This is a genomic window from Cyclobacterium sp. (genome assembly GCF_014762705.1).
Classification (GTDB): Bacteria; Bacteroidota; Bacteroidia; order Cytophagales; family Cyclobacteriaceae; genus Cyclobacterium.
Genome location: NZ_JABURL010000016.1, coordinates 68,844 through 92,795 on the forward strand (window position 1 = coordinate 68,844; position 23,952 = coordinate 92,795).

The window sequence follows — 23,952 nt, forward strand, 5'->3', positions numbered from 1 at the left end:
TAAACGTTTTGCTGCTTCCTTGGGTATGTAAAGCAGCGTGTAAATTATGAAATCTAACTATTTTAACACCATATTTGATTTTATTTTTAAAGCAATATTTTTATTTATTGGTCTGAATGTCCCCTTGATGGGGTATTCTCAGGGTTTTAATGACAATGAGTGGATCTTTGGATATTGTGAAGGGGGAGAAAACAATTATATTTCTTTTGGAAAAGATGGGAGGGCTCAGGTAGCCACCCTTCCCGGAAATATTACTCTGGGCAAGAATAACGCTGCCATGGCCATTGACCCCATCACTGGAGAAATCCTTTTCTACACAGACGGAGCACTGGTATACAATTACCTCAATGATGCCATGCAGGGCGTAGTGGGTGAGTTAGGGGGAATGGAGACTGAGCGGCAATCAGTAGCCATAGCCTCCCTGGATTTTGATCCAAACCCCGGAGGAGCGAAGGAATTTTATATTTTCTATATCAGTCCGGCAGGGCAGCTGGAGTACAGTTTGGTTGACATGAACGAGCAGGGGGGTGCCCCTTTGAATCAGCCTCCTGCAGGAGCAGTTTCTGCGGGCGGCACCATTGGTAATGCTACAGGAGCCATTTTGGTAGTCAAATCGGGAAGTTCCCCCAATTATTTATTGAGTGTTGAAGGTGGAAATTTGATTTCCCGTAGGTTGGAAGATTTGCAGGGTGAGTTTACAGAAACAGCAACTTTGTCCCTTGATGCGGACCCTGCTTCCATATTTTTTGATGAAGCATCGGAGACCCTTTACCTGATACCGGCAGGAACGGGTGAGGATATTCTGGCTGTTCCATTTGATCCGGATTCAGGTTTATTTGGAACGCCAGAACCCATTGAAGGCACAGGAGGTACAGATTCAATAGGTGGGGTTTCTGTTTCTCCGGAAGGAGATTTTTTGTATTATTCCCGGGGAGATGAGTTGTTTCGGATTTTTATCAATGAAGAGGAGATTGATCCTGAATTAGACCCATCCGAAATCCCTGAAGCCGGGCCGGTTAATCTACCCCTGGCCAATGAGATTCATAGCATATACGATCTCAAGTATGGACCAGATGATCAGCTGTATTACATCTATGAAGAAGTAGAGGGAGGCCCTCAATACGTTGGAAGGGTGACCAATCCCGACGAGTGGATCCTGGCAGGTGTGGATATAGAGGAATTACCCTTCAATGGTGCAGATTTTTGTGGTACGGTTTTCCCCCAATTTGCACCAACTTCAGATGTAAACCCCATGGCCGATTTTACCTGGCAACCGGAAATGCCCTGTATGAACAATCCCCTGCAGCTTACCAGTATGGTTAGCCCTTTGAACTACCAACCGGTAAGTTTCGAGTGGGAGATCTTGCCTCCCCTTACGGATGAAGAAGGCGAAGAAATTGAGATGGATCTGAATGCAGAACACCTTCTTCTTCCCAGGGACGCTACCTCCGAACAACAAGTCACTGTAAATCTTACTGTTACCTACGCCAATGGCGAAACCAGTAATGTAACCAAAAACATAACATTTACTGAAAATAACCTTACTGTTCAGTTTAATCCTGCCGATACCACCCTTTGTGACCCTTCCTGTCTGGATCTGATGCCATTGGTTGAGGCCCAGAGTGGTGAAGAGGGTGGTGGTCAGGGTGGCGGCCAGCCAGGCGGGGGTGGAGGTATAGGTGGTATACCCGGGACAGGACAACAACCCGGAGGAGGACAGGGCCAACAACAACAAAACTATGAATACTTTTGGTCGAATAAGCGGGAAGAAGGTTGGGGGCCAGAAGCACCAAACGAAATTTGCAGACCCGGATTTTATTGGGTGCTTGTACGGGAGCAGGGATCCAGTTGTTACGCCTATGCCAGTATCCGGGTGAAAATGTGGGATGTGGAAGACCAGTCTAACAATATCTGGTACTTTGGAGATGGTGCAGGCCTGGATTTCAATCCTGATCCCGACGACCCGGATGCGCCTACACCCAGGCCAATAGAAAACCCTCATCCCCAAAATATTCCTGCAGGAGTCACCACCGTTTCAGACCAGGCTGGTCAGGTGCTTTTTTATACCGATGGCCAAACCGTATGGGACCTGAATGGCAACCCCATGCAAAACGGAGAAGATATAGGTGGAGATAACATTTCTACAGGTAGTGTGCTTGCAATTCCAGTAGCTTCAGATGAAACTTTATATTACCTTTTCACCACCCAGCAGGGTGCGGGTGGTGAAAATGAGGTAAAGTATTCATTGGTAGATATCAAAGGGGATAATCCGGATGGTATAGGCAATGTGGTCACAAAAGATAATTTTTTGTTCAGTCCGAGCACGGAGCATGCCACAGCCTTTAATTCCGGAGATACTACATGGGTAGTATTTCACGAAAAGGGCAATGATACCTTTAGGATGTATCCTGTTTCCAGTGAAGGGATTGGTCAACCTGTTTTTAATTCGATTGGCGGCAACCATGATTTTGGAGATGGCATCGGGACAATGAAACTATCCGGTGACGGCTCCAAACTGGCTGTGGCCTATTCAGAAGGAGGAACCAATAAGGTGGATATTTTCGACTTTGACCAAAGTACCGGTGAATTGGAAATATATGCAAGCCTGGATTTGGGTAGTGATGGAGATATCTATGGATTGGAGTTTTCCTCGGATGCAAGCAGGATATTTGTTTCTTACAGAAATGGTGGCCCGGGAGTGGAGGAATTTTACATCCAGGAAACAGAGGCAGGAGATGAAGATGACCCGGATAGCCCGGATACTTCTGCCTGCTCGGAATGCTTTGTTAATGCAACAGATCAGGATGCCATTGAGAGCTGTATTCTTGATAGCAGAGCTACTGTGTCAGGAACAGGTGGTCTGGATTTAGGAGCAGTTCAAATTGGTCCTGATGGTCAGATATATGTGGCAGTTGTAGGGTCAAACCAGATTGGTCAGATACAGATTGGATCTGGGTGTAACCCCTCCACATTTAACCAGAATGCAGTGGATGCCATGCCCGGAACCAGTAATCTGGGTCTGCCGGCCTTTGTTCAAAATTCAGGCAGCAATATACCCGATCCCAGTCTTAATGGTCCTGACAGACTTTGCTTGAGTGATGAAGAAGGGGCTGTTGGATTGTTTGAAGGGGGAGGAGAACCGGATATAGATACCTATAACTGGACCATTTTCAACGAGGATGGAGAAGTGGTGGACGAATTCCTAAATGGAGGAGAGGATTTTCAGGATCTGGAATATGCTTTTGACACGGTAGGGGTATTTACCGTACAACTGGAAGTTGACCGATGCGGGACACCCTGGGAGGAGGTTTTTTCTATGGAGGTGGAAGTATTGGCCTCGCCTGAAATCATCCTTCCTGATGAGGTGTCACTTTGTGGTGATACAAAGAATTTAGTGGCTGTGGATCCGGAAGATCCACGCTTGTCTGAATATGAATTTATCTGGGAGAATGCGGCAGGGGAAATTATTGGAGATTCCAATGAACTGGAAGTGACAGAAGAAAGTATATACACCGTAACGGTATCTTATGCCCTGCCGGCTGGTGCGGATGATGAGGTATTTGAAACCTGCCCGGTTACCCAATCGGTATTCGTTGGTCCTCCCTTTGAATTTGAACTGGAGCAGTCCGCAGAAGAGGTTTGTTATGGTGAGGATGTTACCTTCAATCCGGACACACCTGTTTCCGGACTATGGTCCATAAGGCCGTCGGGAGGTGGTGATTTTGAGGTGTTGGGAGATACTCAGGTGCTGGAAATCAATACAGGAGATCTGGAGGGACCAGGCTCATTTGATCTCTTGTTCCAGGCCCGGGACCCACAAGACAGCACCTGTACGGTGGAGAGAACAGCCAGTTTGTTGGTTAACCCCGTTCCCGAATTTATAATTGAAGCCATAAGTCCTGCTCAAAGTTGTGAGATAGGAGATGGTAGCATTCTTTTGGAAGCAGGCACTCCTTTGGACAGTTTGGTGTCTGAGGATACAGATGAAATTTTTCTGGACCTTCAGGCGGGTGAAGAAATTGAGTTCACTGCTCTTGCTCCGGGGACTTATACTTTTACGGCTTATTCAGGCGGGTGTCCTGCTTCCCAGGTGGCGGTAATCGAAAATGCCAGCCCTCCTTCAGATACAGTTTATGATGTTGAAGTTGCTCCTGAATCCTGTACGGAAAATGGTGTCCAGGAGGGGGCGGTTTCCATTTTCTTTAACAATGGTCCTGCTTCTGGCAGCTATCGCATTCAAAACCTGACAACAGGAGAAGAATTTGAAGCGACTTTTGCAGGTGAAGACAGTATTCAGGTGGATTTGCCTCAGGGGGAATACCTGGTGGAAGTCACAGATTTGGGAGGCTGTGCAGTCCCTGATCCGGAAATATATTCCATCGGCACCGGAAATGAGGCTGAGGTAGTTTTGAGTAGTCCGGGTTTATGTGGGGGAGTTTTGAGTACCGAAATCATTGCTGAAGCGGATTTTTCTCAGGTTGAGCAGATTGAGTGGTATTATCAGGTAGGAGCAGGAAGCACAAGGATTGTGGGAGAATCGGATTCTGTTTTGGTAGTTGAAAATCCGGGTACTTACGAGATTCGTTTGCTTAGCTCAACCGGATGTCTGCTTGGGTCGGAATCCATAGAAATTATTTTTTCCGATGCCACGCCCCCTGTACTGTTGGATAATTATGAAATATGCAATTCAACAGGAGACTTGGTTACCCTGGATGTGGGGATTTGGGCATCCTATGAATGGTACAGGGATGAGGTGCTGGTTAGCGAAGAACCGGCATTTGTTCCTGAATTGGCCGGTTCCTACGAGTTGAGGGTTATGGATGAAGCAGGCTGTGATTTCACTATAAATTTTACTGTAGAAGAAATTTGTGATATTGACGTTAGGTTTCCCAATGCCATCAGGCCGGACGATCCAAACAGGAATTTCGTAATTTATACCCAGGGACAGATAGACACATTGGTGGTTTATATCTACAACCGGTGGGGAGAATTGGTTTATTTTTGTGAAGAGACCAATGTTGCCGAAAACGTGTCCGTATGCAGTTGGGATGGAATAGTCAATGGAAAAAAAGTTCCAGTGGGAACATATCCTGTGGTTGTGAAGTTTACCAACGAAGAACAAATGATTGCAAGAACCTTAAGAGAAGCCATAGTAGTAATAGATTGACGATGATAGTATTGATTTCACCCGCAAAAACACTGGATTACAGTACCACAGAAATAGGATTGATATCCCAACCAGCATTTCAAAAGGAAACCAAAGAACTGGTTGGGATTTTGAAAAAAAAATCAAGTAAAGCGATACGTGAACTCATGCATGTGAGTGATAATATTGCCCGGCTGAATGAAGAACGGTATCAGCAATTTGGGGATGAATTTACCATTGAAAATTCCAAACAGGCTCTTTTGGCATTTAAAGGAGATGTTTACACCCATATAGATGTGGATGCTTTTTCGGAAGATGAATTTGCCTTTGCCCAGGAGCACCTCAGGATATTATCCGGACTTTATGGACTTCTACGGCCTATGGACCTTATTCAACCATACCGCCTGGAAATGAAAACAAAACTAAAGAATAAAAAAGGGAAGGATTTGTATGGTTTTTGGGGAAATAAAATAACCGCTGCTATAAATGAAGCAGCAGCTGGTGCGCCGATTATTAATTTGGCCTCAAAGGAATATTTCAAATCAGTAAACAGGAAAGCACTGAAGGCCAGAGTAATTGAAATTGTTTTTAAAGAATTTAAGAATGGGGATTACAAAAATATAGGCATTTTTTCCAAGCAGGCCAGAGGGATGATGACTGATTTTATCATCAAAAATAAAATCGAAAATCCGGAAGAATTGAAAACATTTCATCAGGAGGGATACGAATTTGCTGCGAATAAAAGTGGAACTGATGAGTGGGTTTTTGTTCGGTAATTGAAGAATTAGCTATTGGAAAAGGCAATTAATTCAGAAAAGCAAAAAACTGGTACCATATATGTTATCCAATTCCCTGGTCTGATTAATTTTACCTGATTTATAAATTTTGCCCAATATGTCGGTGCCAAAAAAGTTTGCAACTGCTTTATTTGCTGTATCCATGGTACTGGTTTTTACCATTGGTATTACCTCAATGAAAATACCGGCATCTTTGCGTGTAGAACCAAATCTGCAAGGTCCTGAAGGGGTTTGCCTGAATGGGGCTTTTGCCTACGGGGATTTTTCTGCGGGAGGTGACCCGGCTACAGATCGGTATATATGGAGTATCCTCGATGCTTCCGGTTTTGAAATTTTTTATGAGTCAGGAGGGGCTCAGGCTCAGGAAATTACTTTCCCATTCACTTCCACCGGGGTTTTTGATGTAAGCCTGAGGGTGATCCGGGGAGATAATCAAAACTATTACCAGGAAACCCTTTCCGTGAGTGTGGAAAGAGGACCCTCCTTTGTTTTGCCGCCTGATGTGGTTTTTTGTGGCAATGATCCGGTTACCCTTCAGGCACTAGACCCCAATGATCCAAATTTTTCCAGATATACCATTGAGTGGCTGAACCCAGCAAATACTGTTTTAGGTACGGGAAATACTTATATCGCCACCGAACCAGGAAGGTATTACGCTAAAGTGAGTTCAGTAGCTTGCGAAGCTGTGGCGACTACCTTTGTCGGTCCTTCCATAGCGGTAAATGTGGCTTCATCGGCTCAGGTGGCCTGTTTGGGCAGTACTGTTAGCTTTCGTCCTGATGCACCTTATCTGGCTTCCTGGGCTTACAGTAAAGATGGTCAGCAGGGAAGGACTTTTATTGAAAATGCTTACGAGTTAAATCTGAATACTGATAACCTTGAGGGATTGGGTAATTACACGATTTTTTTCAGCGTAGAAGATCCTGAGCGACCAGGTTGCAATGTGGAGAAATCTTTTCCACTTGAAATAAGGCCCGCTCCGGATTTTACATTAAGTAAAATAAGCGATGCTGAAAGCTGTGCCATAGGGAATGGCGTTTTTGAGATTACCGCCAATACTGCCATTTCATCGATTACCATTTCTGGCGGGCAGCCTGAAACCATCAATCAAATTCCTGAAAATGGAAAACGGACCATCACAGACCTTGATCCCAAAGTCTATACCGTCACTGCAACCGTTGGTACTTGTACAATAAGCAAGTCCATAAGCATAGAAAATGAAAACCCTGATGAAGGAATAGATTTTGATGTCAGTTCATCTCCTTCCAGTTGTACTGCTTCAGGTGCAGGGAGAGGCCTGCTTCTTTTGGATTTTAAAGGCCTTTCGGTTTCAGGCTCCTACCGGATTTCCTCACAGGACGGAGACATCTTTCAGGATGATTTTCAAAATCAAACACAAATTGAGGTAGAGGTGCCCAAAGGGAATTACCGGGTAGAAGTAAGTGATAATGATGCCTGTAGCAGCACTAAATCGCAAGTTTATGAAGTGGAGGGCCCCAATCAGGTCGGTTTTTCTGTCCCTTCCACGCTTACAGTCTGTGAGCGGTATGAGCTTGTGCCACAAACCGGACAGGACCTTAGCTTTACTTTAATTGATCCGTCCGGCAATGAAGTCAGTCGGGAAGCTAATGGGAGTTTCGCTATTGATCAAACTGGAAGCTACAGGCTTACTGGCCGTCCAGCGGACCCCGACTCACCATTGTGTCCCAGAACGAGAGTTTTGGAAGTAACCGTAAATGAGCCCTTGGAGTACGATTACAGCCAGCGTGTTATTGATTGTTTCGGAAATCAGATTTTTAGTGCAGAGTTATTTGATAATAATCCCGGAGATGTAATTATTCGGTGGATGTCAGCAGATCGGACCATATTGGGCAGAGAATTGGAGTTTTTCCCCCCTACCACTGGTACATTTTTGTTGGAGGTTCAGCCTCGGTCGAGCAGCAGTTGCCCTGTGAATCCCATTTCATTTGAAGTGAGTATTCAGGCCAATGATGGCTCGGTTTATATCGAGGGATCGCCCTTGTGCAGTGGTGATTCTTTTACCCGGTTGCAGGCTGTCGTTTCCGGAGATCCTGGCAACAAGGTGGAATGGTATAAGATTGATCCGGAGTTGGGTAATACCTGGCTTTTTGAATTGGATGGTCAAATGGAAATTGAGGTTGAAGAACCCGGCGTTTACGAAGTTGTTTTGAGAAATGAAATAAACTGCAGGTTGGAAAGTGCGGTTTACGAAGTTGCCCAATTTGAGGCGCAAGGCCTTGATTTGGCAGATAGTTATGTTTTGTGTAGTGCTGAAAATATCAGCCCTACCATATCACCGGGAGAGTTTGCATCTTATTCCTGGTCTTTGGAGGGAACAATAGTCAGTGATACTCCTAGTTACAGACCCACCTCGCCTGGAACCTATGAACTTACGGTCATTGACGATAATGGCTGCGAGCAGGTAGTGTCCTTTGTGGTGGAGGAGGGATGCGAGGTATTGGTAAGGTACCCCAATGCCCTAATCCCGGGAGATCCTCAAAGGGATTTTAAACTATTTGTCGATGAAGATATAGATTGGGTAGAAATATTTATTTACAATAGAAATGGTGCCCTGGTTTATCACTGTGAAAGCCAGAATGAAGATGGATCACTTTCGGTTTGTATTTGGGATGGAATGGTAGACGGGAAACAAGCTATTTCAGGTAGTTATCCGATGATTGTTAAATACAGGAGTGAGGTTTTGGGTTTGGATAAAACCGAGAAAAGATCCGTCACGGTTATTGGTAATTGATATAATTGGGTGGCGTGATGTTTTGGAGCCTGAGGTAGACGATCATCTGGGCCCTATGGTGGCTTACATGGTCTGCCAACAAAAGGAGGAATTGTCTTCTGGTGCGTGTAAAATCGGCATAGCTCCCTTTTTCATCTAGTCTTTCGGGATCGAAAGTAGCTATCAATCGTTTTGCACGATCGAATTCCTTTTCAGCTATCCGAATCATTTGTTGCTTGGTTTTTCCTTCGGATTTAAATTCTTCCCACCGAATGCCAGATTCCCGGCCATCAAATTTGCTAAAGGCATGCCAGTCAATTATCAGGGCCACATGCATTAATTGTTCCGCAAAATTCATCCCTTCTTCATAGACTTTTTCATGGTATTTATCTTCAGGCATGGCTTCTGCCACGGCAAGAAAATATTTTTTGGAATTCTCCCATCTTTCCAAAAAATCCCTTAGAAATGGATCTTCCTGTCCAATGCTCATAAAAACAAAAGCATTCATCAGGAATAGGATAAAGGTCACTTTAACTTTCATGGTTATTTTTGATTATTGTACACCATATGTTTTAACATTGGTTATTTAAGTAATACTTTAAATCCGCAACATAACACTTTAATCAACTGATTAATCGGGGTAAAAACCTGTCAGGTTTCCTCCACTCAAAGTTTGATGTTGGTTGAATATCAATATAAACCTGACAGGTTTGCGGATTTTGGATAATAAATTAATTGAAAATAGCAATTTAAGCTTACATTTAATAATTGGAGATCATGAAAACATTCTGGGACGAAAGGTATAAAGATGAAAAATATGTCTATGGAGAAGCTCCTAATGCATTTTTTGCTTCAAGACTGTCAGGGCTAAAACCGGGAAAATTATTGTTACCGGCGGAAGGTGAGGGCAGGAATGCCGTCTTTGCAGCCAAATCCGGCTGGAAGGTGCAGGCGTTTGATTGGAGTGAGGAAGGATTAAAAAAGGCAGAAAAGCTAGCGGATAGAGAAAAGGTACACATTTCCTATCAAGTGGGTGCCATGGAAGAAATCCACTACGAACCAGAAACCTTTGATGCCCTGGGCCTGATATTCGCTCATTTTCCGGTAGCTAATCGCAGGGTTTATCATCAGAAACTTAGTGATTTCCTAAAACCGGGAGGATATTTAATCTTGGAGGGCTTCAGCAAGGCCCATCTGCAGTTCAATACTGAAAACCCGAAGGCAGGAGGGCCAAAAAATGAAGGAATGCTTTTTTCACTGGAAAATATTCGAAACGATTTCCCTGATTTTGACTGGGAATTGCTGGAAGAAGTACATGAAGAACTGAATGAAGGTGCATTTCATGTAGGTAAGGCAGCATTGATCAGGGCATTTGGAAGAAAGAAAAAGACCAATTAAAAAATGAATAGTATGAATTTACTTTACAGGCGAATTAAATTACTTAACTTCTTATTTTTATTGTTTTTTTATTCTTGCACGGGACAGCGTGGATATGAGAATGCAGTAACGGATTTTCCCTATGAAGAATGGACGATTGAGGACTTCCGTCTAGGTTATGAAGACGGATCCCTTTCAGTCAGGGAAGTGGTGGAGGCCTACCTCAAACGCATTGCCGAGATCGATCAGTCAGGCCCGGAATTAAAATCGGTATTGCAGGTTAATCCTGATGCACTGGCTATAGCTGATTCACTGGATCAATTGCGCATTGAAGGCAACGTTACCGGGATTTTATTTGGGATACCTGTATTGCTTAAAGATAATCTGGATACCCATGACAAAATGGCTACTACCGCAGGATCCAGGGCATTGGCAGGCTCTATGCCCCTGAAAGATAGTTTTGTAGCCAAGAAGCTACGGGAATCTGGAGCAGTAATTTTAGGGAAGGCCAATCTGAGTGAATGGGCCAATTTCAGGGGAGAACTTTCCAGCAGTGGTTGGAGTGGGATTGGGGGTCAAACCAAAAACCCGTATTACCTGGATAGGAACCCCTGCGGGTCAAGTTCCGGTTCAGCGGTGAGCGTTTCGGCTAATTTATCCGTTCTGGCGATAGGAACCGAAACGAATGGATCCATTGTCTGCCCTTCCCATGCCAATGGGATTGTTGGTATCAAACCTACTGTAGGATTGGTGAGCCGTTCAGGTGTGATACCAATTTCTTTTACGCAGGATACCCCTGGTCCAATGGCCAGAACAGTCAGTGATGCAGCTATTGCACTGGGGTGTCTGGTAGGGGTAGATCCCGAAGATGAAAAAACCCTGGGCAGTGCAGGAAATTACCAAAGCGATTACCTGCCATTTCTGAAGGAAGATGGGTTAAAAGGAAAAAGAATCGGTTGGTTTAAAGGTCCTTCAGGCAGAAATTTTAAGGTGGACCAGCTTATGGAAAGGGCTGTAGCTCAAATGGAAAGTCTCGGAGCTACCATCATTCCAATAGAGCAGGTTGAACCTTCAGGAACAGGTTCCCATTCCTTTGAGGTGATGCTGTATGAATACAAGGATGGTTTAAATCGGTATTTTGCGGGTTTGGGACCCAAAGCTCCTATAAAGAGTCTGGAAGATTTGATAAGCTTCAATAAGGAAGACAGCATTTCTCTGGAAAATTACAATCAGGTTTACCTGGAGCAGGCGCAGGAAAAGGGGGACCTGACCGACCAGGCTTATTTGGATGCCCTCAGTTCATTGAATCGGATGAGCAGGGAGGAAGGGATAGACAAGGTACTTCAAGCCCAGGATTTGGATGCCATTATTGCCCCTACAGGAAGCCCGGCCTGGAAAACCGACCTGGTAAACGGTGATAGCTTTCAACTGGGGAGTTCGTCTCCGGCTGCCCATGCGGGTTATCCCAACATTACCCTTCCCATGGGATTTGTGGGAGGCTTACCTGTGGGGATTTCCGTTTTTGGCACAGCCTGGTCTGAGCCGACATTGCTGGAAATAGCTTATGCCTACGAACAAGGTACCCATCACCGTAAACCTCCCAAATTTATTAGCGGGACCCATTGAAATGGTCTTTCATCGGAATATTTCACGTGTACTTCTCTTAATTTTTCGAATTTATTTGGTAAACTTGAGGAAAATAACTTTTGATATATGGTACATGTAGATTTGATTGCAGGGGCAAGGCCCAATTTTATGAAAATTTCTCCCATCATTGATGCCATTAAAGCAGCTTCGGGAGATGGAAAAGCGATAACTTTTCGGCTGATCCATACCGGGCAGCACTATGACAAGAACATGTCCGGCAGCTTTTTCGAACAACTGGGAATACCTGAACCAGACGTAAACCTGGGTGCTGGTGGAGGAACCCAGGCGGAACAAACAGCAGCCATTATGATTGGCTATGAAAAGTTGCTGATGGAATCCGGCAAGCCTGACCTTTGTCTTGTAGTAGGGGATGTAACATCCACCATGGCCTGTGCCATTACTGCCCAAAAGCTGCACGTAAAGGTTGCTCATGTAGAAGCTGGTATCCGGTCTGGTGACTGGTCCATGCCTGAGGAGATTAACAGGATGGTAACCGATAGCATTACCAATTATTTTTTCACTACCTCTGAAGTGGCCAACCAGAATCTCAGGGATGCGGGAATAGGAGGAGAAAGGATTTTCTATGTCGGCAACACCATGATAGATACGCTGCTCAAGCACCGGCCAAGATTTCAGCAACCGGAAGTCTGGAGTGAATTGGGCCTCGAAGATGGCAAATACCTGGTCATGACATTGCACCGTCCGGCCAATGTGGATCAGGAAGAAAAGTTAAAGGATTTAATTCAGAAAATTGTTGACCATACCCTGGATTTACCCCTGGTTTTTCCAGTGCACCCAAGAACGAAGAAAATGCTTCAAAATATCGGCATTAGCCACGAGCGGCTACACATGATTGATCCGTTGGGATACCTGGAATTCAATTATTTGGTAGAAAAAGCCAAAGCCGTCGTAACTGACTCGGGTGGAATTACCGAAGAAACTACTGTTATGGGCATTCCCTGTATGACCCTGAGGGACAACACTGAACGCCCCGAGACCATTACTCAGGGTACCAACGAACTGTTAGGTACGGATCCAAAAGCCATTCCACCCGCTATGGAAAAATTATTCTCAGGAAACTGGAAAACCGGTAAAGTTCCTCATTTATGGGATGGTCAGACGGCAAAACGAATTGTTGAAATTTTACTTGAAAAATTGTAAAAACGTTTAAAAAAAACATTTTACCCCTCAGACTTGCCCTTTCTGACAATAGAATATCATTTCGTTTTCAGGGAGGGCATGTTTTTTCAGGAAGTCCTGATGTAGCGTTTTTACAAATGCATTTTCCGTCACATTTAATCCCGATTTACTAAGTCTAAGAGCATAATCTCGTCCATATTTCCTTACATGGTCGCTTTGCCCAAATACTTTTTCACGAATGGATGGATCAGTAATGGTAGGATCCTCCAGGGTTTGTGCTAAATCGTATACCGGAGATTGTAAAATACCCCATCCTCCCGGTTTTAATACCCGCTTGATCTCCCTGCAGGCTTGCAGGTCGTCCGAAACATGCTCCAATACATGGTTACAAAAAAGCACGTCAAAGGTATTGTCCGGAAAAGGAATTTGGTGGATGTCCATTTTGACCTGAGCCAAAGGTGATTCCAGGTCACCAGTTATGTATTCCAGGTTAGGAAGTTTTTTGAACCTGTTTAAAAAACATAGCTCTGGTGCGACGTGCAAAACCTTTAGTCGTTTTTGAAAAAAATCTGTCTTTTCTGTCAGAAAAAGCCACATGAGCCGGTGTCTTTCCAGTCCCAGGCAATTGGGGCAAAGTGCATTTTCACGAGCTACTCTCCCGTAGGGCAGGAACTTGCGAAAACCAAGGCCGCAGATATTGCATTGAACTTTATCTCCCCTGTAAAATACAGCGGCCATTCTCAAGAATACATGGCTAAAAAGCTGCAGGTATTTTCTTGGTATATGTCTGATGGTCCAACTGATCAATGATTTCATGTGTTTATAATTGTTTCTTAATGGTCACATTGAATCTCGCATGCTTAATAATCATCCCAGTGTGTGACGTTCTCGTCATGCTCGATTTCATCTGTTAATAATTTGTTTTTATTAGGTCATAACATGTCCCGGACCAAAGCGCGGGGAAGGCTGAACCGAACTTGTTTCGGGGATCTTTTTTTGTGAAAGTCTGGCATTTTGGATAATCATTGCTTTAGGTGTCCCTTGGGTCAGGCTCGACTTCATTAGGCAAATATAACCGGAACCATTAAAAAGCACCTATAACAATTATAATTCATTTATTGTTAATGTCCATGCAGGAAAAAAGAAAAACGAATAAAATAGGTCGTTACTTACATTTTTATTTCAATGGCCATATAAAATGCTCATTGGAAGGTTCTTCAGTGATGAAAAGCTTATATTTGTATAATTAAATTAATATATAATGAAAAAGAATCTAATATATGTTGCGATTGGTAGTGTGATCGTAATCGGAGCTTTATATTTTTTCTTTGCCTCTGGAAGTGCCGGAGTAGAGAACAATATTCTGGCTAATGTGAATAAGGGAGAGTTTAGGGTTGAGATCACCACTTCAGGTGAGCTTGAAGCCCTTCGCTCTGTTCAGGTTTTTGGCCCGGCAGAAGCCAGGAGATTTCGAATAGGAAACTTTACCATAGACAAGATGGTGGATGAAGGTACAGTAGTCAAAAAAGGAGATTTTATCTGCTCAATTGATAAAACTGAACTTTTTGGCCGATTGGAAGACCGAAGGCTTGATCTGGAGCAAACCAAAGCACAATATGAGCAGATTCAACTGGATACTTCGCTAAATCTGCGGGTGGAAAGAGACAATATTCTCAACCAGGAATATATCGTTCAGGAACAGGAATTGATTCTGGAACAATCCCAGTTTGAGCCACCTGCAATTATTAAGCAGAATGAATACAATGTAGAGAAAGCAAAACGAGAGTTGGATCAGGCAAGGGAGCGGTACAGGATTAAATCCCTGCAGGAGAAAGCCAGGATGTTGGAAATAGCCGCCAAATTAAGGGAGGATCAGCTGGAAGTAGACCAGATGGTAGAGGTATTGGATAAATTTGTTGTGACGGCCCCACAAGATGGTATGGTCATTTATGTTGATTACAGGGGAAGTAAAGTGAAAGAAGGATCTCAGATCAGTACCTGGAATCCTGTAGTGGCCACTTTGCCAGACTTATCTACCATGCAAAGTATTACCTATGTAAATGAAGTGGATATCAGAAGGGTAAAAGTAGGACAAAGGGTAGAATTGGGAATGGATGCTTTTCCTGACAAGAAATATACAGGGGAAGTGACCAAGGTTGCCAATGTGGGTCAGCAAAGACCCAACTCTGACGCCAAAGTTTTTGAAGTAATCATCGAAGTAAATGAAAGTGATCCCATGCTAAGGCCTTCCATGACCTCCAGTAATGCCATTATAGCAGATCAGCTTGATGATGTAATATATGTGCCTTTGGAAGCCGTCAATGTTGAAAATGACAGCATCAATTATGTATACCTACGGAATGGGGTTAAACAGGAAGTATTGTTGGGATTAACCAACGCCAATGATGTAGTTATTGAAAAAGGATTAAATGAGGGGGATTATGTTTATTTAAATACTCCTGATTGGGGAGAAAATCTCGCTGTAAATTTATTGGAAGAATTAAATGGGAAAAGAAATCAGGATAGTCAGGAAGAGGAAGAGCCGATAGCAGCGGCTAATTCTTCCTTTTCTTCTACTTCTCGTTCTGTATCAAAGAATTCTACGCCTTGATTTTCAGTTTGTAAAAGACTGAATTCAAAAATTCTAGAAAAATATGTTTAATGAAAGGCTTTTGGCCAACTTCTACATCGCATTTGAAGCGGTTTTGGCCAATAAAGTACGCTCATTGCTTACGGCTTTGGGGATCATTTTTGGGGTTGCTGCCGTGATTGCCATGCTGGCCATAGGCACAGGGGCCCAACAAGAGATCATGGAACAGATCAAACTTGTAGGTGTGAACAACATCGTGATCGAACCAGTGGTCGAGCAGACGGAGGAGAAATTGGATGAGAACAGCAATCTGGAGAGGGAAAAAAGCAAATTTTCACCTGGTCTCAAGCTTGATGATGCAGCCGCTATTCGTAAAGTTATCCCCGGGGTCAATAGAATCAGCCCCGAAATAGTATTGGATACTTATATTGTCAAGAGTGGTGTCAGAAGGTCCGCCAAATTGGTCGGTGTGAATCCAGCCTATTTTGAAGTCCTTGATTTTGAGTTGAGGGAGGGGAAAATGTTTAGCGAAAAGAATCTTGTCAAAGGAGACCCTGTTTGTATCATTGGAAGAAACGTAGCGGCCAGATTTTTCCCCAATCAAAACCCAATTGGGGAGATGTTGAAAAGTGGCAATCAATGGTTGGAAGTGGTTGGTATTCTGGAAGAGAGGATTGTCTCGGAGTCCAGTATTTCCAAATTGGGAATCAGGGATTTTAACATGGATGTGTATATACCTATTCAAACCATGTTGATACGGTACAAAAACAGGGATTTGGTAACCGAAGCCCGTCTGAATGATGATGACAGTGGCGGGTCCAGAAATTACCACCAAATAGACAAAATGGTCGTTCAGGTTGCTGAAAGTGAGTTGCTCAATCCCACCGCAGAGGTACTGGCCAAGATGCTGGAGCGGAGACATTTTAATGTGGTAGATTTTGAAATCACCATTCCCGAACTATTACTGAAGCAACAACAGCGCACCCAAAATATTTTTAACATCGTTTTGGGAGCCATTGCAGGTATTTCTCTACTGGTTGGAGGAATAGGTATTATGAATATCATGTTGGCTTCAGTGATGGAAAGGATAAAAGAAATCGGCCTAAGGCTTTCGTTGGGAGCAAAAAAGAACGATATTGTGAATCAGTTTCTATTTGAATCCATTATGATCAGTGTTTCCGGCGGCTTGATAGGTGTGATTTTGGGCATAGTGTTGGCCCATTTGGTTTCTACTTTTGCCGATTTCCCTACTGTAATTACCCTGAGTTCCATAGTATTGTCCTTTGGAGTGGCAGCCACAGTAGGTTTGGTTTTTGGTATTACCCCAGCCAAAAGAGCCGCCAGTCAGGATCCGATAACATCTTTACGCTATGAATAAAACCGCTACTCTATTTCTGGCCATGATATTTTTTCTGGCCATTTTTTCTGTGCAAGGTCAGGAGACCGTAAGTTATACCCTCGATGATATTATTGCCCGCGCCAAGTCCCAATCCCCTGCGGCCTTGAGGGCAGATACCCGAAGGGAGAACCGTTATTGGTTTTATCGGCTGTATCAGTCCAATTTTAACCCCCAGCTGCGTCTTGAAGGCACACTCCCGCAATACTCTCAGGCATTTAACAATGTCACCCAACCTGATGGTACGATTGAGTTCCGCGAGGTAAGGCAAAATCTGGTGGATTTGGAATTGGGCCTCAGGCAGGTAATCAGCCCTACAGGGGGTATCATTTCGGTAAACAGTTCTACCAATAGGTTTGATAATTTCCTGGCAACTGATGGTTCCAATCAAACCCGTTGGAGTGGAGTACCTGTAAATATACGGTTGAACCAACCTATATTTGCCTATAATCCCTACAAATGGGACCGGAAGATAGAACCGATCAGGTTTGAAGAAAGCAAAAGAGAATTTGTAGAGGAGATGGAAGAGATTAGCCAGTTTGTGGCTGAAATGTTTTTTGACTTTTTGGTGGCCCAGGTCAATCTGGATATTGCTACCAAGAACCTGGCTAACTCCGAAGCCATACTGCAAATCGAAAGGGGCAGGTACAATATAGGAACCACCTATGAGGACAAGCTATTGCAGGTGGAGTTGCAGGTATTAAAAGCCAAACAAGGCGTGGCACAGGCCAGACTGGATATGGAAGCTCGTTCACTAAGACTAAAATCCTATATCGGACTGAATGAAACCGTTAGCTTAAATCTGGCCCTTCCAGATGATATCCCCGAATTTGATGTCAATGTGGAGGAAGCCATAGAGTATGCCTTTCAAAATAGGTCAGATGCCATAGGGTTTGCCAGACAGCGCCTTGAGGCACAGGCTGAGGTGGCCCAGGCCCGAGGAGACCGCTTTCAAATGAACCTGAATGCCAGCTATGGATATAACAAGGCCGCTTTGATGTGGGGGGAAATTTACAACAATCCCAATACCCAGGCTTTAGTCAATCTAAGCATTCAGGTTCCCATTTTGGATTGGGGCAGAAACAAGGCCAGAATGAGTATAGCCAGGTCCAATCAGAAGCTGACTGAATACGAAATTGATCAGGAGATCATCAATTTTGAGCAGGAAATCTTTACTCGCGTTCGAAATTTTATCATGTTGAAAGACAGGCTGGAGATCACCAAAACCTCCGATGAAGTAGCTGAAAAACGGTACGAGATTTCTTTCCGCAGGTATCAGAGTGGGAATGTATCCATTACAGACCTGGGCATTGCCCAGGAGGATAAAGATATCAACAGAAGGCAATATATAGAATCTTTGAGGGATTATTGGACAGCATATTACGAACTCAGGGGACTTACCCTCTATGATTTTGAGAATCAGCAATTGTTGTATACGCCGGAAATGAGTTTCCAGGAAGAATAAATGGTTTCAATGGGGCCAGGGCCGGGTAATTCTTTCCTTGATATAGGCTTTATAGGAATTGCCCAGACAGTAAATTCCTGCCCCAAACAGCAGGCTAATGTGGAAAAGCCCATTGCTGTATATTCCGAAAATAGAATTTAAGGCTACCATAAAGGAATCAGTTTGCAATACGTTATCCCTTACCCAGCCGATCGAAAATACTATTCTGATAAAGATCGACAATAATGCCAGAATCCCACCTGCCAATCCAAATAGGGGCCTTTTATAGTGTATCAGCAAGCCGAATGCTGCAAAGGTTTCAATTCCAGCCAGTAAAATGGCCCAGAAAAGATTGTATTCCAGAGCACCGATTAATTTTAACTTCGTGAACCCACCAAATAAAAGCAGACATGCCAGGGAAATCCTGATGATATGACCGCCTATACTTTCCGTCTTAAGATATTTCAAAAATTTTTCCACCCTTCAATTTAAGAATTAAACCCAAATAATGCTTAAGGAAAGCGTAAAAACTCAAAAATAGGAACAAATGCCCATAAGCGACATACCTTTTTTGGGTAAAGGATTTTCTGGTTAAGGATTATATTATCCCTTACTTTCCCGTCTCCTGATTGAGTTCTTTTGAAGATGGGTTTTTATTTAATCTGGTTGCCTGTTTTGCATTAAAATTCCGCATTACCCGGGGTCCTGGGGAATGGAATCACATCCCTTATATTTCCCATGCCTGTAACAAACTGCACCAGGCGCTCAAAACCCAGCCCAAATCCTGCATGGGGGGTAGTCCCAAACCTGCGCGTATCCAGGTACCACCACAACTCTTCCTGACTGATGCCAAGTTCATCCATTCTTTCAGTGAGTTTGTCCAGTCTTTCTTCCCTTTGGGAGCCGCCTACAATTTCACCAATCCCTGGAAAGAGTATATCCATGGCGGCAACGGTTTTTCCATCTTCATTCTGTTTCATGTAGAATGATTTTATGGCTTTGGGATAATCTGAAATGATGACCGGCTTTTTAAAGTGTTTTTCTACCAGATACCTTTCGTGTTCGGACTGAAGATCTGTTCCCCAGTCGACTATGGGAAAAGAAAATTTCTTCTTTTTATTGGGTTTGGAATTTTTAAGGATTTCAAAGGCTTCCGTATAGCTGATTCTGACAAATTCATTTTGGGTCACGAATTCCAGTCTTTGCAACAAACCCATTTCGCTCCTCAATTCGGCTTTTTTCTCTTTTTCCTCTTCTGCAGCCCGGTTGTCAAGAAAAGCCAGGTCATCTTTACAATTTTCAAGTGCAAATTGGATGATATATTGAAGGAAATCCTCAGCCAGGTCCTGATTATCCTCAGCATCATAGAAAGCCATTTCCGGTTCTATCATCCAGAATTCAGCCAGGTGGCGGGTAGTATTTGAATTTTCGGCTCTGAAAGTTGGGCCGAAGGTGTATATTTCGGAAAGGGCCAGGGCGGCCAATTCGCCTTCAAGTTGGCCGGAGACCGTAAGATTTGTTGCCCTTTCAAAAAAGTCCTCCCCGAAATTGATGTTATTGTGCTCATCCCTGGGAGGGTTTTTAAGGTCAAGGGTGGTTACCTGAAACGTTTCACCAGCCCCTTCTGCATCAGATGCGGTGATGATTGGCGTATGGATGTAAAAGAATCCTTTATCATGAAAATATCGGTGCACGGCAAAGGCCAGGTGATGCCTGATTCTGAATATGGCACCAAATGTATTTGTTCTTACTCTCAAATGGGCATTTTCTCTCAGAAATTCCAGGGAATGTTTTTTGGGTTGAATAGGGAATTTCTCGGGATCTGCTTCTCCCAGAATTGCTATCTGATCGGCCTGTATTTCAGTTTGCTGTCCTGATCCCTGGGAAGATACAATGGTGCCACTAACTTTTATGCAGGCACCTGTATTGGCTTTTTTTAATATTTCCTCGCTGATTTTTTCCGGATCTGCCACCACCTGGTAATTTTGTATGCAAGAACCATCATTCAGGGCAATAAAAGTTACATGCTTGTTGCTTCTTCTGGACCTTACCCATCCCATTAAAGTTGTTTTTTCGCCTGCTGAAGCGTTTTCCAGCAAATATTTTATTTTGATCCGCTTGTTAAATGCCATGTCTGATTTTTCTTTTAAGATAAACTACCTGAAAGGATACTTATAAAGTGAATGCAAAAAAACGATATAATAAGCTTTTTATCAAAATTTTGATCTTATTTCCTAAATTTGAGAATTCAAAGGAATTTGAGGCAAAACAAAAAGCTCAAACATAAACCAACATTAGGTTAACATATATATGCAGAAACTGAATTTAAGTCAGATCTTATCTCAAAAACTGTCTCCCCAACAGATACAGTTTATCAAACTTCTTCAGGTTCCCACCGCTGAATTGGAAACCCGTATTGAAGAAGAATTAGAGATTAATCCAGCATTGGAAGAGGGAAAGGAAGTAGACTCCGACGATCAGGCCGATGATTTTCAGGATTCCGCTGAGAATTCGGAGGTAAAAGAGGATAAAGACATAAATATTGAGGAGTACCTGAATGAAGAGTATGGTGGGTATAAGATGCAGGGAGATGGCAATTATTCCAATGATGAAGAAGAGCGGGATATGCCACTTTCCAGCTACTCTTCTCTTCATGAACAACTGCTTTCCCAGCTTAATTTTTTAAAATTGGATGAGACGCAACGCATTATCGGAAAGCAGCTGATTGGAAGCATAGAGAATGATGGATACATCAGGAGAAGTCTTGAGGCCATTATCAATGACCTGGCTTTCAGCCAGAATGTGGAGACAGACCTGGATGAAATCGAAGAAATCCTGATTAAGATCCAGGGTTTTGAACCCCCTGGAATTGCTGCCAGAAATTTGCAAGAATGCCTGATCATCCAATTGGAACGGAGGGAAGATCCCCATGAACCTTTGGTCCAGAAGGCAGTTTTTATTGTACAACATTGTTTTGAAGAGTTTACCAAAAAGCATTACGACAAAATATTAAAAAAGGCAGGGATAGACGAGGAAGAACTCAAGGAGGTCATTCATTTGATTACCAGGTTGAATCCCAAACCCGGAGGGATCTCGGATGGCATGGTCCGGAACCATTATGTGATTCCCGATTTTATACTGACTAATATCAATGGGAAGTTGGAGATTACCCTGAATTCCAAAAATGCGCCGGAATTGAAGGTAAGCCGGTCTTATTCAGAAATGTTTAATGCATACGATAAAAGTAATAAGAAAGATAAAAAGCTAAAGGAAACCGTCAGCTTTGTGAAGCAGAAACTGGATTCGGCCAAGTGGTTTATTGATGCCATCAAGCAGCGGCAACAAACCCTGATGAAAACCATGCAAGCCATTCTGGATTACCAGCAAGAATTTTTCGTGGACGGAGATGAAACCAAATTGCGTCCCATGATTTTAAAGGATATTGCTGAGCGAATTGATATGGATATATCCACCGTGTCAAGGGTAGCGAATAGCAAATCCATACAAACAGAATTTGGTGTGTTTCCATTAAAGTATTTCTTTTCGGAAGGTATTGCAACTGACGGGGGAGAAGACGTCAGTAACCGGGAGGTGAAGAGCGTACTCAATAAAATGGTGGAAGAAGAGGACAAAAGAAAACCGCTTTCCGATGACAAGCTGGTTAAATTATTAAATCAAAAAGGTTATAATATTGCCCGACGAACAGTGGCCAAATACAGGGAACAATTGCAGATTCCCGTGGCAAGGCTTAGAAAGGAGTTATAGTGTATAGAAAATTGGCAATGGGGATTTCTGTGGTTTTTCAGCCTCTATTGATCCCCTCATTAATGGTAGTTACTTTATTTTATATTGTACCTGAAGCAACTGTGGTACCTCAAGCAGCCAAATGGTCCATTTTACTGCTTATTTGCTTTGCTACTTTTCTGGTGCCGCTTCTGGGTTTATTGGGCATGAGATTTTCTGATACCATTCAGAGTTTTCATCTTTCAGACCAGAGAGAGCGGTTGGTTCCTTTTGGTCTGGTGACAATATTCTATTGCATGACCGCCGGATTTTTTTATTGGAAGCTAAATATTGATGAGCTTTTGATAGTTACCTTAAGCATGGTCACTTTTTGCCTGGTGGCACTGACCTTGGTTACTTTTTTCTGGAAAATCAGTGCCCATCAAATAGCTATGGGAGGTTGGGTGGCTTTAGTGGCCGTATTGTCCATGAAATTTTATTCTGCACCGATGTTCTATTATTTGTTAGCGATCATTTCCATCAGTGGTCTGGTCGGGACTTCCAGGTTATACCTCAATGCACATAAGCCATTAGAAGTTTATGCTGGTTTTGGTCTGGGTTTCGCTATTAATTTTTTTGCCTATTACTATATTTTACTGGCATAAAAAAAGCAGGTTTTGACAAACCTGCTAAAGTTAAAAGATTTTCGTGCGGCATTAAAACAAAGCTACAGAGACACCAAAATTGAATTGAGAAGCCTCAGTGCCAAAAGGACCATTTCCCTCTTCAAACAAAGCATTCAATCCATAATAAGCCCAAAGGTTAAATCCTGGAAATCCCAGTCTGGTGTATGCCCCATATCTGATAGGACTCAATCCGTATTCCTGGCTATTTTTCACTTTTTGGCTCAGGCCCTCACTATCCGTTACTCCGATTTTGGAGTGGGCATTGTATAAAAATCCAAATTTGCCCCCTATAGCTACCCTGAAGCCACTGTTGTAATCACTTTTATTGGCATGATACCTGAATTCAATTGGAATATCAAGGTAATTGATGGCCATTGTATTGGTTTCTACCCGAATATTTTCTCCATAGATCTCTGATATGGGCACCAACTGACTGGAGTTCGGTCCTTTAGCGGGATCCGGGATAAGGGTCAGGTTGTCCTGAAAAGCAAGCTTTTCCAAACCGAAACCTATTCCGGGATTAAATGTGAATCCTGAATTAGCACCAATTGGCAGTTGAGTTTGGTAGTATATGTTCACCACACGTGAAGCAATGAACCTGGTATTCAGTTCATCGGGCCGGTTATTCAGCATATTGAATCCAAAATCCAAAAACAAATCACCTTTTATGTTGGGTCTCCCTCCTATAGGAGTTCTTTCTTTCTCCTGAGCCTGCAGTTGAAAAGTGAATAGTAAAATAAAGGATATTATGGTAAGTCTTTTCATGTGTTTATAATTGTTTCTTGATGGTCACATGGAATCTTTAACGATTAAAATCATCATTGCCCTGTATGTTTAATGATGATTTTAATCGTGTCGATTTCATGAAAACAATGATTATTTGATCAATTGATCGGCTAAATTATGAAATATTGATTGATTTGGTGTGTTAATCATCTTAATAATTCTTAAATAATTAAGCTAAGGCTTTTTCTGATCTGATGATTTTACCTGAATTTGATCTTTGTAATATAATCAATATTCTTTACCTTTGCATTCCATTTACAAGAAATGGCCTCGTAGCTCAACTGAATAGAGCACTTGATTACGGCTCAAGAGGTTCCAGGTTTGAATCCTGGCGAGGTCACCATTTGATTTACAGTTCTTTATTTTCAGGATTTACTCTGAAGATTTAATCCAGTAAAAAAATTACATTTTTCCCATTGTGAAATGGAAAAAAGATATCATCTTTGTGATCCCAAACGTGGGAATAGA

Annotated in this window: 16 protein-coding genes and 1 tRNA gene; 12 read left to right on the plus strand and 5 right to left on the minus strand. The window is 43.0% G+C overall.

All coding sequences use genetic code 11. The features are described 5' to 3' along the window. Positions 1–46: 46 nt before the first annotated feature. The 3 genes from HUJ21_RS02465 (at position 47) to HUJ21_RS02475 (ending at position 8,716) form a co-directional block, all read left to right on the plus strand. Positions 47–5,167 carry a gliding motility-associated C-terminal domain-containing protein gene (locus HUJ21_RS02465; RefSeq protein ID WP_291366979.1) on the plus strand — a complete coding sequence of 1,707 codons (5,121 nt, stop codon included), beginning with the start codon at positions 47–49 and terminating at the stop codon, positions 5,165–5,167. Between the two features lie 2 nt (positions 5,168–5,169). Beyond that, entirely contained in the window at positions 5,170–5,922 is a 753-nt protein-coding gene (yaaA, locus tag HUJ21_RS02470; RefSeq protein WP_291366980.1) for a peroxide stress protein YaaA, read from the plus strand. Positions 5,923–6,040: 118 nt separating this feature from the next. Then, on the plus strand, positions 6,041–8,716 hold the full coding sequence (locus HUJ21_RS02475) for a hypothetical protein (protein WP_291366982.1): 2,676 nt from the start codon (positions 6,041–6,043) through the stop codon (positions 8,714–8,716). Here HUJ21_RS02475 and HUJ21_RS02480 read toward each other — a convergent pair. Continuing rightward, positions 8,703–9,236, minus strand: coding sequence for a DinB family protein (locus HUJ21_RS02480; RefSeq protein ID WP_291366984.1), 534 nt, complete (start codon positions 9,234–9,236; stop codon positions 8,703–8,705). The genes HUJ21_RS02475 and HUJ21_RS02480 overlap by 14 nt on opposite strands. 236 nt (positions 9,237–9,472) lie before the next feature. Here HUJ21_RS02480 and HUJ21_RS02485 point away from each other — a divergent pair, with 236 nt between their 5' ends. The 3 genes from HUJ21_RS02485 to wecB all read left to right on the plus strand — a co-directional run bounded on the left by HUJ21_RS02485 (position 9,473) and on the right by wecB (position 12,880). Further along, a complete protein-coding gene (locus tag HUJ21_RS02485) occupies positions 9,473–10,093 on the plus strand; it encodes a class I SAM-dependent methyltransferase (RefSeq protein WP_291366986.1) in 621 nt (206 codons plus the stop codon). A gap of 12 nt (positions 10,094–10,105) precedes the next feature. Continuing rightward, positions 10,106–11,698 carry an amidase gene (locus HUJ21_RS02490; RefSeq protein ID WP_291366988.1) on the plus strand — a complete coding sequence of 531 codons (1,593 nt, stop codon included), beginning with the start codon at positions 10,106–10,108 and terminating at the stop codon, positions 11,696–11,698. Positions 11,699–11,785: 87 nt separating this feature from the next. Beyond that, positions 11,786–12,880, plus strand: coding sequence for a UDP-N-acetylglucosamine 2-epimerase (non-hydrolyzing) (gene wecB / locus HUJ21_RS02495; protein ID WP_291366990.1), 1,095 nt, complete (start codon positions 11,786–11,788; stop codon positions 12,878–12,880). A 27-nt stretch (positions 12,881–12,907) separates the two neighbouring features. On the opposite strand, the gene HUJ21_RS02500 is transcribed toward wecB, so the two are convergent. Then, on the minus strand, positions 12,908–13,675 hold the full coding sequence (locus HUJ21_RS02500; protein ID WP_291366992.1) for a class I SAM-dependent methyltransferase: 768 nt from the start codon (positions 13,673–13,675) through the stop codon (positions 12,908–12,910). 445 nt (positions 13,676–14,120) lie between these two features. On the opposite strand from HUJ21_RS02500, the gene HUJ21_RS02505 reads away from it, so the two are divergent. The 3 genes from HUJ21_RS02505 to HUJ21_RS02515 are packed head-to-tail and all read left to right on the plus strand — an operon-like array spanning position 14,121 to position 18,310. Then, on the plus strand, positions 14,121–15,470 hold the full coding sequence (locus HUJ21_RS02505; protein ID WP_291366994.1) for an efflux RND transporter periplasmic adaptor subunit: 1,350 nt from the start codon (positions 14,121–14,123) through the stop codon (positions 15,468–15,470). 43 nt (positions 15,471–15,513) lie between these two features. Then, positions 15,514–16,827 carry an ABC transporter permease gene (locus HUJ21_RS02510; RefSeq protein WP_291366996.1) on the plus strand — a complete coding sequence of 438 codons (1,314 nt, stop codon included), beginning with the start codon at positions 15,514–15,516 and terminating at the stop codon, positions 16,825–16,827. After that, on the plus strand, positions 16,820–18,310 hold the full coding sequence (locus tag HUJ21_RS02515) for a TolC family protein (protein WP_291366998.1): 1,491 nt from the start codon (positions 16,820–16,822) through the stop codon (positions 18,308–18,310). The genes HUJ21_RS02510 and HUJ21_RS02515 overlap by 8 nt, the downstream gene beginning before the upstream one ends. Before the next feature lie 6 nt (positions 18,311–18,316). Here the strand turns inward: HUJ21_RS02515 and HUJ21_RS02520 are convergent, their stop codons facing one another. After that, positions 18,317–18,757, minus strand: coding sequence for a hypothetical protein (locus HUJ21_RS02520; RefSeq protein ID WP_291367000.1), 441 nt, complete (start codon positions 18,755–18,757; stop codon positions 18,317–18,319). A gap of 212 nt (positions 18,758–18,969) precedes the next feature. Beyond that, on the minus strand, positions 18,970–20,421 hold the full coding sequence (gene asnS / locus HUJ21_RS02525) for an asparagine--tRNA ligase (RefSeq protein WP_291367002.1): 1,452 nt from the start codon (positions 20,419–20,421) through the stop codon (positions 18,970–18,972). Positions 20,422–20,599: 178 nt separating this feature from the next. On the opposite strand from asnS, the gene rpoN reads away from it, so the two are divergent. After that, positions 20,600–22,054 (plus strand): RNA polymerase factor sigma-54, encoded by a 1,455-nt coding sequence (gene rpoN / locus HUJ21_RS02530; protein WP_166148064.1) that lies wholly within the window; start codon positions 20,600–20,602, stop codon positions 22,052–22,054. After that, positions 22,054–22,677, plus strand: a complete 624-nt coding sequence (locus tag HUJ21_RS02535; protein ID WP_291367005.1) for a PA-phosphatase — start codon at positions 22,054–22,056, stop codon at positions 22,675–22,677. Before rpoN ends, HUJ21_RS02535 begins: the two co-directional genes overlap by 1 nt. 51 nt (positions 22,678–22,728) lie before the next feature. Here the strand turns inward: HUJ21_RS02535 and HUJ21_RS02540 are convergent, their stop codons facing one another. After that, the gene (locus HUJ21_RS02540; RefSeq protein ID WP_291367007.1) at positions 22,729–23,463 is read right to left on the minus strand and encodes a porin family protein; all 735 of its coding nucleotides are present in this window, start codon (positions 23,461–23,463) and stop codon (positions 22,729–22,731) included. A 287-nt stretch (positions 23,464–23,750) separates the two neighbouring features. Here HUJ21_RS02540 and HUJ21_RS02545 point away from each other — a divergent pair. Further along, positions 23,751–23,827: transfer RNA gene (locus HUJ21_RS02545), tRNA-Arg, on the plus strand. Positions 23,828–23,952: the final 125 nt, after the last annotated feature.

Excerpts from the sequence above, each read along its gene's own strand:
- HUJ21_RS02500 (WP_291366992.1), bottom strand. The coding sequence starts at position 13,675 with ATGAAATCATTGATCAGTTGGACCATCAGACATATACCAAGAAAATAC.
- HUJ21_RS02505 (WP_291366994.1), top strand. The coding sequence starts at position 14,121 with ATGAAAAAGAATCTAATATATGTTGCGATTGGTAGTGTGATCGTAATC.
- HUJ21_RS02540 (WP_291367007.1), bottom strand. The coding sequence starts at position 23,463 with ATGAAAAGACTTACCATAATATCCTTTATTTTACTATTCACTTTTCAA.
- HUJ21_RS02480 (WP_291366984.1), bottom strand. The coding sequence starts at position 9,236 with ATGAAAGTTAAAGTGACCTTTATCCTATTCCTGATGAATGCTTTTGTT.
- yaaA (WP_291366980.1), top strand. The coding sequence starts at position 5,170 with ATGATAGTATTGATTTCACCCGCAAAAACACTGGATTACAGTACCACA.
- wecB (WP_291366990.1), top strand. The coding sequence starts at position 11,786 with ATGGTACATGTAGATTTGATTGCAGGGGCAAGGCCCAATTTTATGAAA.
- HUJ21_RS02475 (WP_291366982.1), top strand. The coding sequence starts at position 6,041 with ATGTCGGTGCCAAAAAAGTTTGCAACTGCTTTATTTGCTGTATCCATG.
- HUJ21_RS02465 (WP_291366979.1), top strand. The coding sequence starts at position 47 with ATGAAATCTAACTATTTTAACACCATATTTGATTTTATTTTTAAAGCA.
- HUJ21_RS02485 (WP_291366986.1), top strand. The coding sequence starts at position 9,473 with ATGAAAACATTCTGGGACGAAAGGTATAAAGATGAAAAATATGTCTAT.
- HUJ21_RS02490 (WP_291366988.1), top strand. The coding sequence starts at position 10,106 with ATGAATTTACTTTACAGGCGAATTAAATTACTTAACTTCTTATTTTTA.
- asnS (WP_291367002.1), bottom strand. The coding sequence starts at position 20,421 with ATGGCATTTAACAAGCGGATCAAAATAAAATATTTGCTGGAAAACGCT.
- rpoN (WP_166148064.1), top strand. The coding sequence starts at position 20,600 with ATGCAGAAACTGAATTTAAGTCAGATCTTATCTCAAAAACTGTCTCCC.
- HUJ21_RS02510 (WP_291366996.1), top strand. The coding sequence starts at position 15,514 with ATGTTTAATGAAAGGCTTTTGGCCAACTTCTACATCGCATTTGAAGCG.
- HUJ21_RS02515 (WP_291366998.1), top strand. The coding sequence starts at position 16,820 with ATGAATAAAACCGCTACTCTATTTCTGGCCATGATATTTTTTCTGGCC.